At 72.6% G+C, this 17,395-nt stretch carries 1 protein-coding gene and 1 pseudogene; both read right to left on the bottom strand.

What is annotated here, in order from left to right; all coding sequences use genetic code 11:
• Positions 1-12 precede the first annotated feature (12 nt).
• On the bottom strand, positions 13-4,350 hold the full coding sequence (locus tag ACFMRZ_RS00900; RefSeq protein WP_400177470.1) for an amino acid adenylation domain-containing protein: 4,338 nt from the start codon (positions 4,348-4,350) through the stop codon (positions 13-15).
• Between the two features lie 28 nt (positions 4,351-4,378).
• A pseudogene (locus ACFMRZ_RS00895) lies at positions 4,379-17,377 on the bottom strand (amino acid adenylation domain-containing protein); the annotation flags it as partial.
• Between the last annotated feature and the right edge of the window lie 18 nt (positions 17,378-17,395).

The following is a 17,395-nucleotide window of genomic DNA, read 5'->3' as shown; positions in this document are numbered from 1 at the left end:
GGGGTTGTCAGCTCACTCCGCCGACTCGCATTCGGCCTGCAAGGAGGCCAACCGGTCACGCATATCCGTGGCCAGGCGTTCGATCACCGGGCGTTCGAACAGCTGTTCCGGGTAGATCAGCGTGCCCGAAAGGGATCCGGGAGCGGGGCGTTCGGTCAGCTCCAGGAGCAGGTCGAATTCGGTCGTCGGTGCGGGCAGCGGGTACGGGTGCGCGTCCGGGAGGGGTTCGGGCCCACCGGTTTCGACGCGGTAGGTGACCGCCACCTGGACCAGCGGGTGGCGGTGCGCGGCGCGGCGCGGGTTCACCTGCTCGACCATCCGGTCGAACGGGTAGTCGCGATGATCGACCGCCGCGAGCAGGTCGTCGCGCACCGCACGGACCAGTGCCCGGCCGCCCGCATCGGTGTCGACGCGCACGATCACGAGGTCGATCAGGCACCCGACCATGGTGTCCAGTTCCTCGCTGTCGCGTCCGCTCACCGCCACACCGATCGGCACGTCGCGCCCCGCTCCCGCCGCGCTCAGCGCCGCGGCCAGCACGGCGTGCACGACGGTGTAGGACGTTGCCGCACAGGCACGCGCCACCCGCGCCACCGCCGCCGCGTCGAGATCGACGGGCACCGCCGCCGCGGCCCGGTCGGTCAGCTCGGCACGTGGCCGGGCGAAGGGCAGCGACAGTTCCTCGGGCAGATCCGAGAGCTTCGTACGCCAATACCGGGACTGCGCGTGCAGCACCGACCCCGGATCCGCCTCGTCACCCAGCCGGGCGCGCAGGGCCAGCACATGGTCCGCGTATTGCGCTGCGGGCCCGGGCCATTCGGGCACATGGCCCTGCTGTCGCGCGGCGTAGGCCGTGGCCAGGTCGCGCCGCAGGACGACGAGGGATTCGCCGTCGACGGCCGCGTGATGCATCATCGCGAACAGCACATGCCGGTCCGCTGCGAGCCGGAACAGCTTGCCGCGCACCGGGAGTTGGGTCCGCAGGTCGAAGCCGCGCTCCAGCTCGCGCGCGAGCGCGCCGTCCAGTTCGGCCGCCGCGAGGTCGCGGGCGGGCAGGCCGATCCGCACGGCGTCGGCGGGCACGATCTGTTGTGCGGGACCGTCTTCGGTGTACGGCAGTACGGTGCGCAGAATCTCGTGCCGGGCGACGAGATCGCCGACGGCGGCCCGCAGCGCCGCCACGTCGAGGTCGCCGCGCATTTCGACGGCCGCCGCCAGCAGATAGTCGGGCCGCTGTCCGCCGAGATAGTTGACGGTCCAGAACCGTTGCTGCGCAGACGACAACGGCAGCACGCCGGGCCGCGTAACCGGGCCTGCGACCGCGGCGGCCGGTTCGGTGGTGCGGGTGCCGAGATGGCGCTCCATGCCGATCGCCGTGGGCGCCTCGAACAGGTCCCGCAGCGACACCGGCGCGCCGAGCGCGGACCGGATCCGGCCCACCAGCCGCATCGCCGACAGCGAGTTCCCGCCGAGCGCGAAGAAGTCGTCGTCGACACCCACCGCACTCACGCCGAGGGATGCGGCGAACAGTCCCGCCAAAATCTGCTGCCGGGGTGAGCGCACCGCACGGCTGTCGCCGCGCGGAGGCTCCGGCAGTGCGTCGACATCGACCTTTCCCGTTGCCGTCAAAGGCAATTCGGGGATCTCCACCACGACCGACGGCACCAGATAGCGGGGGAGCTGCTCGAGCAGTTCAGCGCGCACCCGCACCGGGTCCACCGTGCCGCGGGGCACGACGTATCCGACCAGCGCGACGCCGCCCGGCCCGGTGCGCGCGGTCACCACGGCCGCCGCGACCGCCGGGTCGCGCCGCAACGCCGCCTCCACCTCTCCGGGCTCTACCCGGAAGCCGCCCACCTTCACCTGCCGATCCGATCGGCCGTGAAAATGCATGACGCCGTGCCGGTCCCAGCGCCCGAGGTCGCCGGTCCGATACATGCGGGCGCCGGGCGGCCCGAACGGGCACGCGACGAAACGCTCGGCCGTCGCCCCGGGCAGGCGATGGTAGCCGTCCGCCAGGCCCTGCCCGGACAGATAGATCTCTCCGACGACCATCGGCGGGACCGGGCGCAGCATCGAATCCAGTACGAACGCCGAACTGTTCGCGATCGGGCGGCCGATCGGCACCGGGCCGTCGGGCTCGTGCGGCGAAACCGTATGCGCCAGTGCGATGAACGTCGCCTCCACGGGACCGAAACCGTTCACCACGACGGCGTCCGGCCGCGCCGCCCGCACCCGGGCCACCGCGGCGGGCGCGAGCGCGGATCCCGCGACGATCAGCCGCACCCGGGCCAGTTCCGCCGCGCAGTGCTCGCTGAGGACGTCGAACAGCCCGGTGGCCACCGACGCGGTCGTCACCCCGCCGTCACGCAGGATGCGGCCGTACTCGGCGGGATCCGGGTCCCCGGCGGGGGCGACGACGAGACAGCGGCCGGTGAGCAGCGGCAACCACACCTCGTGGACGGCGAAATCCCAGGAATGCGGGGAGTGGAACAGGATTCGGTCCGCCGCGTCACCGGTGCGGGCCCGCTCCCGGACCCGCGCGAGGATATTGCGGTGGGTCACGACGACGCCCTTCGGCACGCCGGTCGACCCGGAGGTGAACATCAGGCAGGCGGGCGTGTCCACCGGAACGGTCCGGAGTCCGTCGCCGTCCGGGGCGCGGTCCGCGGCGGCCATCGCCGCGGCGTCGAGCAGCACATCGGCACCGGTGTGCCGCAACACGTTTCGTTTGCTGTCCGCCGGGAAGCGGTGGTCCAGCGGCACGATCAGCGCGCCGAGTCGCACCACGGCCAGGAATGCCACCGCCACCTCGACGGAACGTTCCAGCGTGACGCCGACCGCGACGCCCGGACCTACTCCGCGGCGCTCCAGATACCCCGCCAGCCGCCGGACCCTCCCGTGCAGTTGCGCGAAGGTCAGCTCGGCAGCTTCCGACCGGATTGCCACGCGATCGGCGTGCCGACCCGCTGTCTCCTCGAAAACTGTTGCCAGACAGTCCTTCCCGAGATCGATGTGCGGTCCGCGACCCCACTCCAGCATCCGGCTCCGCTCCGCGCGGCCCAGCAGATCGGTGCCCGCGACGGTCCGTTCCGGAGCGTCCGTGAGCGCCGCGCAGGCCGCGCGGAAGCGATCCCACCAGTCTGCCGGGGTGCCGGACCAGGCCAGCTGCCGGGGCCGCACCGCCAGTCGGAAGACGGTGCGCTCGGCGCCGGGCACCACGACCAAGGCGACCGGGTAGTGCGGGCGGTCGAAGACGTCGACCATGCGTGCGCGCAGGCCGGTGTCGCCCAGGTCGTCGACCTGCACCGGATAGTTCTCGAAAACGACCGAGGTGTCGAACAATTCGGCGCTGCCCGCGACCTCTTCGATCTCGTGCAGCCCGAGGTGGTCGTGCTCGTAGAGGGCGGCGCGCGCCGCCTGCAGCCCGGCGGCGAGGTCGGCGAGGGTGTCGCTCGGCCGCAGCCGGACCCGGACGGGAACGGTGTTGATCATCAGGCCCACCATCCGCTCGGCGTCCAGGTCCGCCGGGCGGACCGCCACGGTGGTGCCGAAGACGACGTCGTCGCTGCCCGTGAGGTGCGCCAGGACCAGCGCCCACGCCGCCGAGACCAGTGTGTTGAGGGTCAGTCCGGCCTCGGCCGCGCGCTGTGGCATGCGCTTCGCGAGCGCGTCCGGCAGCACGAATTCGTGCACCTCCGGCTGCTCCGACCAGCCGGACCGGCCGGCTCGGCTGACGCGTGTCGGGCGGCAGTCGCGCAACGCGGTCCGCCATGCGTCCCGGGCCGCGGCGCGGTCCCGGGTGGACCGCCACCGCAGATAGTCGCGGAACGGTGGCGCGGGCGGCAGTTCCGCGCCGAGATACAGCAGGATCGTCTCGCGCAGCACATTGGCCACCGACCAGCCGTCGAGCAGGACGTGGTGGTGGGTGAACGCCAGCCGCCACTCCCGCTCCCCGGTCCGGATGAGGCAGAACGCCAGCGGCGGCGCGGCGGCCGGATCGATCCGGCGGCGTTCGGCGCGCAGCGCGTCCGCCACGGCGGGCTCGCGCTCGGATTCCGGCAGTGCCGTCGAATCTACTGTGCGCCAGTCCGGTTCGGCTCCCTCGCGGACGACGGCGACGATCCGGTCGACGCCTTCGACCGCGAAGACACAGCCCAGGTGCGGGTGGCGACGCAGCAGCGCGACGGTGGCCGCGCGCAGACGCTGTTCGTCGAGCTTCTCCCTCGAGACCGAGGACGAGCTGCACCACGTACACGTCCTCGGGCGCGTCGGTGGCCTGCTGATAGAGCGTGTGGAACAGCAGCCCGGACTGCAGCGGCGTCGCGGGCAGCAGATCCGACGGCTCACCGAAAGCGTCTCGGAGACGGGCCAATTCCGCCGCGGTGACCTCGGCAAGCGGGAAGTCCGACGGCGTGCGTTCGACACCTGCCGGGTCGGTGTGGTGTGCGGCGAAGGCCGCGAGCGCCGCGACCCAGTCGGCGGCCATTCGCTCCACCACGGCGGCGCCCAGCACGCGCGGCGCCCAGGTCCATTCGGCATGTAGTACGGGACCGTCGGGCGTCTCCCGCACGGCCGCATTGATTTCCAGCGCGTGGGGCAGCGCCATGGCGGGATCGGCCGTACTGCCGAATCGCACGCCGAGCCCCCCGGCGTCCCCGCCGAGCCTGCCGAGATAGTTGAACCCGATCGGCACCCGGGCGGCCGCGATCTCGGGCGGCACGTCCGGTTCGTGGCGCAGCAGGCCGTAGCCGACGCCACGGCGGGGCGTGGATCGCACCGCTTCCTTCACGGTATTGGCCACGTGTGCGAGGCCGGAACCGTTGCGCACCATGGCGTCCCAGTCCGGCACACCGGCAGTCAGTCGCACGGGATACACGACGGTGAACCAGCCGACGGTGGTCGAGACATCCAGTGCGGACGAGCTCGGGTCGGTGAGGTCGCGGCCGTGTCCCTCGACGTCGACGAGTACACCGGGCCAGGAGCCGCCGGGTGCGGTGCGGCGGGCGGCGGCCGACAGTGCGGCGAGCAGGATATCTGCCGCCGTGCCGCGGAACCGATGCGGAACGCGAGTGAGCAGTTCGGCGGTCTGCGCCGAATCCACAGTGACCGTGAGCATTTCGGCGGTGCCGACCGTATCGCGCGCCGGATCCAAGGGCTGGTCGCCCGCGCTTCCTGCCGCCTGTCCCACCGTCCGGCGCCACCATCGCGCCTCCGCGGCGGGCACCGGCCGCGCCGCCAGCGCGGCCGCCCAGGTCCGCAGCGGTGTCACGACCGGCGCGAACGCCGGTTCCACACCCGTGGTCACCGCGCGGTGCGCGGCGGCCAGCTCCGGTATCAGGATGCGCCAGGAGACGCCGTCGACCGCGAGGTGGTGGATGACGATCAGCAACAGGCCCGGCCGCGCGTCCAGCCACACCGCCTGCAACAGCACACCGTCGGACGGGCGCAACCCGGCGCGCGCGTCGGCGAGTGCGCCCGGCAGCGCCTCCTCCGCATCGTGGACTGCGCTGTGCCGCAACAGGTTCACGGCGTTCACCGCGCCGGGCGCGCGCACGACCAGTTGCCTCCCGTCGAGCACCTGCAGGCGCAGGGCGTCATGGCGGTCCAGGATGCGTTGCAGTGCCGCGGCGAGCGTGGTCGCGGTGGCGTCGTCCGGTGCGGGCACCACCACGTACTGCCCGAAACCGTCGGTGGGAGTGGGATTGTCGAGCAGATCGCGCATGATCGGCGTCGGCGGCACCGGGCCGATCCCGGCCAGCGGGTCGGCCGGGGCCGACACCGTCGTCGCGATCCGGGCCAGTTCGTGGACGGTCTGCCGTTCGAACACGTCCGTGGGCGTGAGCGACACTCCGCTCCCCCGGGCGCGATTCACCAGCCGGATGGCGAGGATGCTGTCACCGCCGAACCGGAAGAAGCTGTCGTGCACGCCGAGGTCGTCGACGCCGAGCACGGACCGTGCCAGTTCGAGCAGCAGGTTCTCCGTCTCCGGGTCCACGGCCGCCGACGTCGCGGCCGGCGGTGGCGGGATCGGCGTCGAACGGAACCGCTCGCCGTCGGACAGGAACGGCAGGTCGTCCACCGGGCGGCCGGGCTCGGCCAGCGCGGCGGCCAGCAGCCGCCGCAGGCCCCCGGCCAGTGACTCGGCCGTCGTGCGCTCGAACAGATCGGTGCTGTACTCCAGCACTCCGCCCACTGCCTCTGTCCCCCAGGCGAACTCGAACAACAGCGGGAACTTGGCGTGGGTCCGCGGCAGCTCGATCGGCCGGCAGGTGAGACCGGCCAGCTCGACGGCGGCTCGCTCCGGCCGCAGGGTCACCATGACCTCGAACAACGGATGCCGCCCCGGCACGCGCGCGGGGCTTACGGCCGCCACGACACGGTCGAAGGGCACCGGGTGCGCGAAGGCGGCGAGGTCGGCGTCGCGCGCCCGGTCGACGGCGTCGGCGAAAGCCGGCCGTCCGGACAGGTCGGTGCGCAGCACCACCGTTTCGGCGAAGAACCCGATCAGTTCGTCGAGGCCGAGCGTGTCGCGTCCCGAGGTCACCGTGCCCACGACGATGTCGGTGCCCGCACCCGCCCGGGTGAGCAGGCAGGCGACCGCGGCGTGCAGCACCATGAACGGCGTCGCGCCCCGGGCCGCCGCCAGCGCGGCGATCCGGTCACGGGTGTCCGGGTCGAAGTCGAACGGCACCGTGTCGCCGTGCTGCGTGACCGATGCCGCCGTGCGGTCGATCGGCAGCGGCAGGTGTTCGGGCAGGTCGCGCAGCGTGTGCCGCCACCACGTGAGTTCGGCCGCGAGCGCGGGATGCGGGTCGGCGGTGGCGCCGAGAGTGGCGTGCTGCCACACCACATAGTCCGCGTACTGCACCGGGAGCGGCGACCACGCGGGGGCCTGACCAACGCGGCGTGCCATGTATGCGGTCCCGAGGTCGGCCGCCAGCACGCCCAGCGAGTGTTCGTCGGCGATCAGGTGGTGCAGCACCAGCAGGATCACGGCACGCGCGTCACCGGTGAAAACCGTTGCCCGCCAGGGCGGCCGGACGCACGGGTCGAACGGACGCGCCGCCTCCTCGGTCAGCCGTTCCGGTGTGAGCTCGGCGGTCTCGACCGACATCGGGTGCGGCGGGTCGTCGCGAATCAATTGCGCATCACCGGATTCGGTGAAGGCGGTACGCAAGCTCTCGTGTCGTGCTTGCAGATCGGCGAGCGCGGCCCACAACGCGTCGAGTTCCAATGCGCCGGTGAGTTCCACGGCGACCGGGATGTGATAGGCGACCGACGACGGGTCCAGCCGGTGCAGCGTCCACAATCGATGCTGCGCCGCCGAGAGCGGAATCCGATCGGGCCGCGGCCCGCCGAGCGTGACTCTCTGTGGCGCGGTGGTTTTCGCCTGCTCGATCGACTCGGCAAGTCCGGCGACGGTCGGCCGGTCGAACAGGTCGCGGACGTCGATGTCGGCATTCAGCTCGGCGCGGATCCGCAGCACCAGCCGCCCCGCCAGCAACGAATCACCGCCGAGCGTGAAGAAGTTCTCGCCGGCGCCGAAGTCGTCGCGCCCGAGCGTGTCGGCGAACAGGTCGTACACGGTCTTCGCGAGTTCGCCGGACGGGCGACCTCGGGTACCGGTCGCGGTGCGCAGGGCGGTCAACGCGTCGTGGTCGACCTTGCCGTTCGTGGTGAGCGGCAGGGCGGCTACCGGCACGACGAGCGACGGCACCGCGTGCGCGGGCAGTGTCCCGGCAAGCCGGTCGCGCAACGCGCTCCCGTCGGCGCCGGGCGCGACCGCGTAGGCGACCAGCCGCCGGTCCCCCGGCGCACGGTCCTCGGCACGGACCACCGCCGCCGTCACCCCGGGCACGGCGCACAGGGCGGCCTCGATCTCCCCCGGTTCGATGCGGAAGCCGCGGATCTTGACCTGCCGGTCCGCGCGGCCCAGATACTCCAGTCCGCGATCGCCCACGCGGCCCAGGTCTCCGCTGCGATACATGCGGGCGCCGGGCGGCCCCGCCGGATCGGCGACGAACCGGATCGCCGTCAGTCCGGGACGCCGCAGGTAGCCGGTCGCGAGCCCGTCGCCGCCGACGTACATCTCCCCTGGCAGGCCCACGGGCACCTCGCGCAGCGCCGCGTCGAGCAGGCGCACCCGACGACCCGGAAGCGGCTGCCCCACAATGCTTTCCGGACCGACGTCGGCCTCGGCCGAGTGTTCGTGCGCGGTGGCGTGCACGGTCGTCTCCGTGATGCCGTACATGTTCACCAGTCGCGGGCCGTCGCGGCCGACCGCCGCCGTCCATCCCGCCAGCCGCCGCGGGTCGGTCTTGTCGCCGCCGAGCACGACCAGGCGCAGCGCCAATTCGGCCGCTCGCGCGGGCCTGGCGGCCACCACGGCGGTGAGCAGGTCGAACGCGGCGGGCGTCTGGTTGAGAACCGTGACGCGGTGGGTGACGAGCAGATCCAGGAAGTCGTCCGGCGACCGGGCGGTCCGCTCGTCCACGATCACCAGCGTCGCGCCGTGCCGCAGCGCGCCCCAGATCTCCCAGACCGAGAAGTCGAAGGCCACGGAATGGAACAGGGTCCACACGTCCGCCGGGCCGAGATCGAGTAGTGCTCGCGTCGACGCGAGCAACCCGGCCGCGCGTCGATGCGTGACCACCACGCCCTTCGGCCGCCCGGTGGATCCGGAGGTGTGGATGACATACGCCGGGTCGTCCGGACGCGGCCTGAATACGTTCTCGCCCTGCGCTTCCGGCTCGTCCGGAGCATCGATGACGAAAGTACGCTCGCCGGCGAGCGCGGCCATGTGGTCCCGGTCGGTCACGACCAGTTCGGGCCGGGTGTCGTCCAGGATCAGCCGCAGGCGCGCGGCCGGATTTCCGGGATCCAGGGGCACGTAGGCCGCACCGGACTTCAGCACCGCCACGATCGCCACGACGAGATCGATACCGCGCGGCAGCAACACCGCGACCAGCATCCCGGGCCCCGCGCCGCGGGCGGACAGCCGCGCCGCCCACCGCTCCGACCGCTCGTGCAGTTCCCGGTAGGACATCGCCTCGGCACCGTGCACGACGGCCGTCGCCGTGGCGGAGCGGTCGACCCCGCGCCGCAGGCAGTCGACGAGAGTGACCGGCTCGGAATCGTTGTCGCGCTCGTCCGCGCAGTCGACGGTGCGGAGGGCGGGCGCGTGGCCGAAACGCAGTCTGCCGACGGGAGTGTCGGGGTCGGCGGTCGTGAGAACGGACAGCAGGGCCAGTAGCCGGGCATGGTGGGCCGCGAGGTTGGCGGGAGTGTGCCGCGCCGTGACCGAGTCCAGGTCCAGACGCAGTTCGGGCTCGCCGTTGTCGTAGACACCGAGGGTGACGCCGTCGGTGCGGCCCGGCGAACCTTCATGCGGCACAGCCGGATTCCCGCCGAACTCGCGCATCAGATCCATCGGCATGATCGTCACCACCGGACCGTGCGGCGGCCGCCCGTCGATGATCCCGGCGCGGCGCATGTCCGCCTGCCGGTAGTGCTGATGCCGCAGCACCGCCGAACTCTCGGCGCCGACCGCCGCGACGAGCGCCGACAGCGGCGCGCGGGGGTCCACCGCCACGCGCAGCGGCACCACGTTCGCGGTCATGCCGAGCGCGTGCCAGGAGCGTTTCGCGGGCACCGTCAGTCCGGGTACGACGACCCGGCCGCCGGTGTCGGCGTGCAGGGCGAGCACGGTGGCCGTCAGCACCAGCACCGGCCACCGGACTCCGTAATCATCGGCACGGTCGCGCAGCGCCCGCCACGTGTCGGCGTCGAGAGTGCCGGTGTGCCGGATGAATTCGTCCGCGCTGCCCTGCACGGCGTCCTCGGCGAGCACGGGCGCTTCCGGCAGCCCCGCCAGCCGCGCGGCCCAGAACTCGCGATCGGCGGTGAACCGGTGCGAGTCGCGGTACCGGATGTCCTGGTCCACGAAGGCGTCGAGCCGGTCGAACACCGTGTCCGCCACCGTGTCACCGGCCAGCAGCGCGCGATAGGTGTCCGACAGGCGCTTGGTGAAGGCGGCGATGCCGCCGCCGTCGCCGACGATGTGGTGGAACCGCAGGAACCAGAGATGGTCCGTATCGCCGACCCGCAGCAGCGCGTGATCGAACAGCGGGGCGGCGGTCAGGTCGTAGGGACGGTCCAGTTCGGTCGCGATATAGGCGCGCGCGGCGTCGAACGGCTCCGCGGAGCCGCGAAAGTCCTTGCGGTACAGCGGCCAGTCGCGAAGCTCCGCCGGTACCTGGCCCGGCCCGTCGTCGCCGACCGAGATGCGCACGCGCAAGGTCTCGGCGCCGGCGACCGTGTGCCGGAGCGCGCGCTCGAACACCGCGTGGTCGAGTTCGCCGCGAATGTGCAGATATCCGCCGACGACGAAGCGGCGGCCGGTGCGGTCGAGTTGCTGGCCGAACCAGATCTCGGTCTGGGCGGCGGTCAGCGGCCGAATACGCTCGTCGGGCAGCGGTGCCGCGGGTTCGGTGTGCGCGGCCGGGAGCGAATCGGCCACGGCGTCGAGGGCGAGGGCGCGGACCGCGAGTTCCGGCTGCCGGACGAGCGCGGCCAGCAGTCGGCAGTATTGCGCCGCCAGTTCCTCGACCGTGCCGCGATCGAAAAGGTCGGTCGCGTACTCCACGGCCCCGACGGCCGGCTGTCCCGGGGCCGGTGCGGTCAGGCCGAAGAACAGATCCACTTTGGCGGCGCCGGTCTCGACCGGCACCGGCTCGACCCGCAGGCCGGGCAGCGTCAACTGTGGCACGGCCGTGTTCTGCCACGCGAACATCACCTGGTACAGCGGGTGGTACGCGGTCGAGCGCCGTGGCGCCAGCAGTTCCACCAGCCGTTCGAAGGGCGCGTCCTGGTTCTCGAAGGCGGCCAACGCTTTCGCCCGCACCCGGTCCACGACCGTCGCGAAGGAGACCTCACCCGACACCCCGACGCGCAGCACCCAGGTGTTGACGAAGAAGCCGACGAGATCACTCAGCGCCGGGTCGTTGCGCCCGGCGATCGGCCCGCCGAGAGTAATGTCCGTGCCCGCGCCCCGCCGGTGCAGCAGGACGACCAGCGCCGCCTGCAACACCATCGACGTGGTGGCGCGCCGGGCGCTCGCGTAGGCCTCCACCGCGGCGAGCACGTCGGCGTCGATCGTCAGACCGACCTGCCCGCCGCCCCGTGCGATCGCCGGTCGCGGACGATCGACCGGAAGCGCCAGGGGCTGAGGCAGATTCGCCAATTCGGTGCGCCAGTACTCCAGCTGACCGCGCAGCAGCGGCGTGGGTTCGTCGTCGGCGCCGAGCCGTTCTCGTTGCCACAGCGTGTAATCCGCGTATTGCACGGGCAGCGGGTCCCAGGCGGGCGCGCCGCCGGTGCGCCGGGCGGTGTACGCGGTGGCGACGTCGCGGGCCAGCGGCATCATCGACCAGCCGTCGGCGGCGATGTGGTGCAGGACCACGATGAGCACGTGATCGTCCGGGCCGCACCGCATCAGCGCGGCGCGGATCGGGAGGTCGGACGCGAGATCGAACCGGCGGCGCGCGGCGGCGTTCAGCCGTGCGGACAGGCCCGCCGCACCGGATTCGATCACCGGCGGCGCGAGGTCGACCTCCGCCGGGTCCAGGACCCGCTGGTACGCCACGCCGTCCGCCACGGCGCACACCGTCCGCAGGGCCTCGTGCCGGATCACCACATCGCGCAGCGCGGCCCGCACGGCGTCGAGGTCGAGCGGTCCGGTCAGGCGCAGCGCGAGCGGAATGTTGTACATCGGTGCGCCGTCGGACAATTCGTGCACCAGCCACAGCCGCCGCTGGCCGTGGGACAGCGGAATGCGCTCCGGCCGCGGCATCGGGACCACACCGCGTTCGCTCGGCGCGGGCCGGGCGTGCGCGGCGAGTGCCGCCACGGTCGGTGCCGTGAATATCTCCCCGAGCGGGACCGCAACCCCGGCGCGGGCACGCAGCAGGCTGACCATCCGCATGGCGCTCAGCGAATCACCACCGAGGGCGAAGAAATCGTCGTCGCGGCCGACCCGCGGCAGCTCGAGCGCTTCGGCGTACGCCGCCGCCACCGCCGCTTCGAGCCGCCCGCGCGGCGGCTCGTAGGGCCGGGGCCCCGAGCCAGCGGAATCGCTCGGGATGTCGTCGACTCGGGTCGGCTCGTCCGGGAGAAGTCGCCGAATCGGGGCGTCCGGGTCATCGATCATCGCCGACAGCACACCCATCCACCGGTCGGTGAGTGCCCGGATTGTGGCCTCGTCGAAGCACTCTCGCAGGTATCCGGCCCGGACGCGCAGCCGGTTGTCCAGCCACGCCACCAGGGTCAGCGGATAGTGTGTGCCGTCGTCGACCGTCACGTCCGTGACCGCCAGCCCGTCGCGACCGGCCGCGCCGAGTGTGGCGGCATCGAGCGGGTAGGACTGCACCTCGAGCAGCGTGTCGAACAGCGCGGGACGACCGGCCGCGGCCAGGATCTCGGCGAGCCCGAGATACTGGTGCGCCGCCAGGTCCACCTGCTCCCGCTGCTGCCGGACCAGCAGGTCGGCGACCGTTTCCGTGGCGTCGATCCGCACCCGCACGGGCACGGTGTTGACGAACAATCCCACCATGTCCGTCACGCCGGGCAGGTCGGCCGGACGGCCCGACACCGCGGTGCCGAACGCCACGTCCGGCCGGCCGATGGTGAGCGCCAGGGTCAGTCCCCAACTGCATTGCAACACCGTGTTGGCCGTAACCTGATGTGCGGCAGCCAGTTTCCGGAGACGCTCGCTGCGCGTCGCGTCGAGGCCGAACTCCACCGTCTCGGCCGGCGACGTGACCCGGCGGGCGCGCTGCTCCGGAGCCAGCAGGGTCGGTCCCGCCGCGTTCTCGAATGCCGCCCGCCAGGCTCGGCGGGCGGCCTCGCTGTCCTGCCGCTGCAGCCAGGCCAGGAAATGCTGGTAGCCGCGTACCGGCGGCAGGGCCGGAGATGCATCGCCCGCGGCGTAGCGGGTCAGCAGTTCGGTGGCGACGAGCGGCATCGACCAGCCGTCCATCAACAGGTGGTGCGTGGTGATCATGAGCCGGAAGTCGTTGTCACCGAGCATGATCAGCGCACAGCGCAGCAGCGGCGGTTCGTCGAGCCGGAACGGCCGGCGGCGATCGTCCGCCGCGAATCTCGCGAATTCCGCCGCGGGGTCCGCGGTGTCGCGCAGGTCGAGGTCGGTCCAGGGCACCCGTACCTCGCCCGCCACGACCTGGACCGCCGTGCCGTCGGCACGGGTGACCACCGCGACCCGCAGCGCGGCGTGCCGATCGAGGATGCGGGCCACCGCGTCGCGCAGGCGTCCGGTGTCCACGGCGCCGGTCAGCCGGAACACCGTGTGCACGTGGTAGACGTCGACGGACGACTGCTGCAGCACGGCGTGGAAGTAGAGGCCCGTTTGGAGGGGAGCGAGCGGCCACACATCCGTCAGGCCGGGATAACGACGCTCCCAGTGCTCGATCTCGTCCTGCGCTGTCCGCACCAGCGGGAAGTCGGAGGGGGTGTGGCCACCGGCGCCCGGCGCGGCGCCGTGCCGGGCGAGGCTCGCCAGCGCCTGCTGCCAGTGTTCGGTCAGCTCCTCGACATCGTTGTCGCCCAACAGGGTCCGGGGATACGCGAAGACGGCGTGCAGGCGGTCACCGGCGATCACGGTCGCCACGTCCAGGCTCGCGGGTGCGGGGGCGTCGGCGGCGGGCTCCGGGAGATCGGCGAGGTCGGGATCGGGCAGCCACGGGGCGTCACCGGTCAGCGCGCCGGTGCGGCCGAGATAGCGGAACGCGACCTCCGGCGCGGGGGCGGCGAGTTTCCCGGCGGTCTCGGGATCGAGGTACCGGAGCACCCCGTAGCCGACGCCGCGATCCGGTAGCTCGCGCAATTGCTGTTTGACCTGTTTGAGTGCCGCCCCCGCCGCCGGACCGCCGGCCAGCGCGTCGGCGACGTCGAGGTCGGCGAGGTCGAGCAACGCCGGATAGACAGTGGTGAACCAGCCGACGGTGCGGGACAATTCGGCGCCGGGCACCGCCTCGCGCCCGTGCCCCTCGAGCCACACCCGATGCCGCGCGGCCGCGTCCGGCCGCCACCGGGCCAGGGCCAGCGCCAGCGCGGCCAGCAGCACGTCCTGCGTGTCGGCGCCGAAGCGTTCGGCGACGATGTCCAGATCGGCGGTCGACGCCTCGGCGATGCGCACCCGGATTCGACGTACGTCTTGTGCGCGGTCCGTGGACGGGTCGAACGGCCTTGCCCCCAAAGGCATCTCGGCGGCCTCGACGATGCGCCGCCACGACGGGAGTTCCGCGGCGCGTTGTGTGTCGGCGGCCAGCGCGTGGACCCACCGGCGCATCGAGGTGGTCGGCGCGGGTAGTGCGGCGGTTCCGTCGGACCGCAGTTGCGTCCAGGCCGACATCAGATCGGGCACCAGGATGCGCCACGACACCGCGTCCACGGCCACATGGTGCACGACCAGCAGCAACCACCCCGCCACGCCCGGACGGTCGAGCCACACCGCTTGCAGCACAACACCTTCCGAGGGCGCCAAGCGCCGCAGGGCCGCGTCCCGCTCCGCCACCAGGAGCGCGCGAATCGTCTCGATGTCCGCCGCCGGATCGACCGGGACCCGCCGCACGAGCGCCGCGACGTCCACCGCGCCGGGCGGGGCGACCGTCAGGCGCCATTGCCCGGCCTCCCGGTACAGCTGGGCCCGCAGCATGTCGTGCCGGTCGACCACGGTGGCGAGGGTCGCCGTCAGCGTCGCGTGATCCGCGTCCGCCGGGAGCCGCAGTGTCGCCGATTGGGTCGGGCCGTCGCCCACGCCGTGGTCGATCAGGTGCCGCAGCACCGGCGGCAGGGGCATGTCGCCGACGCCGCCGCCCGGCAGTTCGGCGAGGATCCCGGCGTCGGTGTCCGTCGGCGAGGTCTCGGCGTGTGCGGCGAGCGCGGCCACCGTACGCTGTTCGAACACGTCCTGCGCGCTGAACCGGACGCCGCGCCCGCGAGCGCGGGCCACGAGCAGGATCGCCATGATGCTGTCGCCGCCGAGCGCGAAGAACGAGTCGTGCGCGCCGACCTGCTCGAGGCCGAGGACGTCGGCGAACGCCGCCGCGACGACCGTCTCCGCGGGCCCGGCCGGGGCGCGGTAGTCGGGCCGGTCGGCTTGCGGTGCGGGCAGAGCGCGCACGTCCAGCTTTCCCGACGGCGTCATCGGAACACGGTCCAGCAGCACGAATGCGTCGGGAATCATGTACGCGGGCAGGCGCTCGGCGAGCCATTCCCGCACCGCCGCCATCGACAAGTCCTGCGCGGCAACCATATACGCCACGAGCCGGTCACCGTGCGGGTCGTCGCCGCGCACCAGCACCACGGCCCGTTCGATGTCCGGGTGCGCGGCGAGCGTCTGCTCCACCTCCCCCAGCTCGATCCGCTGACCGCGCAGCTTCACCTGCGAATCGGCGCGGCCGCAGAATTCCAGGGTGCCGTCGGGACGCCGCCGCACCAGGTCACCGGTGCGGTACATGCGAGTGCCGGGCGGTCCGAACGGATCCGCGACGAACCGTTCGGCCGTCGCCGCCGGGCGGCCGTAATAGCCACGCGCCACAGGGATTCCGGCCAGATGGAGTTCGCCGAGAAAGCCCGGCGGGGCCGGGCGCAGCCCCGCGTCGAGCACATCCGCCCGGACGTTCCAGGCCGGGGCGCCGATCGGCACCACCGCGGTGTCCGCCGGTTCGGCACGATGCTCGGTCACCGCGACCGCCGCCTCGGTCGGTCCGTACAGATTGTGCACGGCCACTTCGGGTCCCACGGCGGCCGCCACGGCCGGTGGCAGCTGCTCGCCGATGACGAACAGCTGCCGCAGCGACGCCAGCCGCGTCTTGTCGACCTGCCGCAGGAACACCGACAGCAGCGACGGCACGAAATCGGTCACCGTGACGCCGTGCCACTCGATCAGCTCGGCCAGGTATTCCGGGTCTCGCCGACCGCCTGGGCGGGCCAGCACCACGGTCGCGCCGACCCGCAGCGGCAGCAGGAAACCCCACAGCGACACATCGAACGTCGTGGCGGTCTTGTGCAGGTACACCTCGTCCGGTCCCAGCGCGTATCGGGCGATCATCCATTCGATGTGGTTGACGATCGCGGCCTGGGAGACCGCCACCCCCTTGGGCACGCCCGTCGACCCGGACGTGAAGATCACGTACGCCGCGTGCTCCGGACGCACAGGCGCCCGGCGGTCCGAATCCTGTAGCGCCACCGGGGAATACGAGGAAGTGTCGAGGGTGCTCAGGGCCACCACCCGGACGCCGGGCGGCACCGTGAGGTCGTCGGCGGAGCGGGTCAGCACGCAGAGCGGGCGGACGGTGTGCAGCATGTGCGCGGTACGGGCGGCCGGATGGTCCGGGTCGATCGGCACATAGACCGCGCCGGCCGCCGCGACCGCGTACAGCGCGACCACCAGCTCGACCGAGCGCGGGATCGCCACCGCCACCGGTGTTTCCGGTCCGGCGCCGGCCGCGACCAGCCAGCGCGCCAAGCGGTGCACGCGGGCGGCGAGCGCGCCGTATGCGACGGTCGTGTCGTCGGTGACCAGCGCGGTGGCGTGCGGCGTGCGCTCGGCCTGGCGCGCGAAAGCCGCCGCGATGGTGTCTGGTACGGGTAGCGGGCGTACCGTCCCGGTGGATACCTCTGTCGCCCACCGACGTTCGGTGGCGTCGGCGAGGTCGACGGTGCCGATCGGTCGATCCGGTTCGCGCGCGAGTTGTTCGAGCGCGTGGAGGAAGCGCCGCGGCAGGTCCGCGGCGACGCCGTCCGCGGTGACGGTCCAGCGGCCGGGGTCATGGTCGTCCAACCGGGCGCGGAGCACGTCCGCGGGTGCGGACTCGTCGCCTTCGGATGCGTCCGTTGTGGCGACGAGTGCCCACCGTTCGGGCCACGGGGCGTCGAACTCGGTGAGATATCGGTGTCGACGTGCGGTCCGCAGTTCCCGCCCGAGCTGTGCCGCGAGACGACCGAACGTCCATTCCGGCGACACACTCGCTCGCACCGGCGTGACCGTCGCGCCCTGCCGGAGTGCGAGCACGATGTCTCGCTCCCCGGTGATCCGGTGGGCGAACGCCGCCAGCGCCGCGAGGAGAACGGCCGCCGTGCCGCCGCCGCTGCGCCGGGCGAGCGGCGTGAGCACGGCGGCCGGCAGGATGCTCCGGAGACCGCCGTCGAGCCCGTTGCCCGCTCGGAAACCGTTGGGGCCCAGTGGCAGTGCGGTGTCCGGTCGCGGCGCGTCCGCGAGCCGGCTCGCCCAGTATTCGCGGTCGGCCGCCCATCTGCCGGACTGCCGGTAGCTCGTCTCGTCAGCGATGGTCATGGAATCCCCGCTCCGCGG

It is taken from the genome of Nocardia sp. N2S4-5 (genome assembly GCF_044628355.1).
Taxonomy (GTDB): Bacteria; Actinomycetota; Actinomycetes; order Mycobacteriales; family Mycobacteriaceae; genus Nocardia; species Nocardia wallacei_B.
The sequence above is the reverse complement of the archived record's forward strand: the minus strand, read 5'-3'. Positions and strand labels throughout refer to the sequence as shown.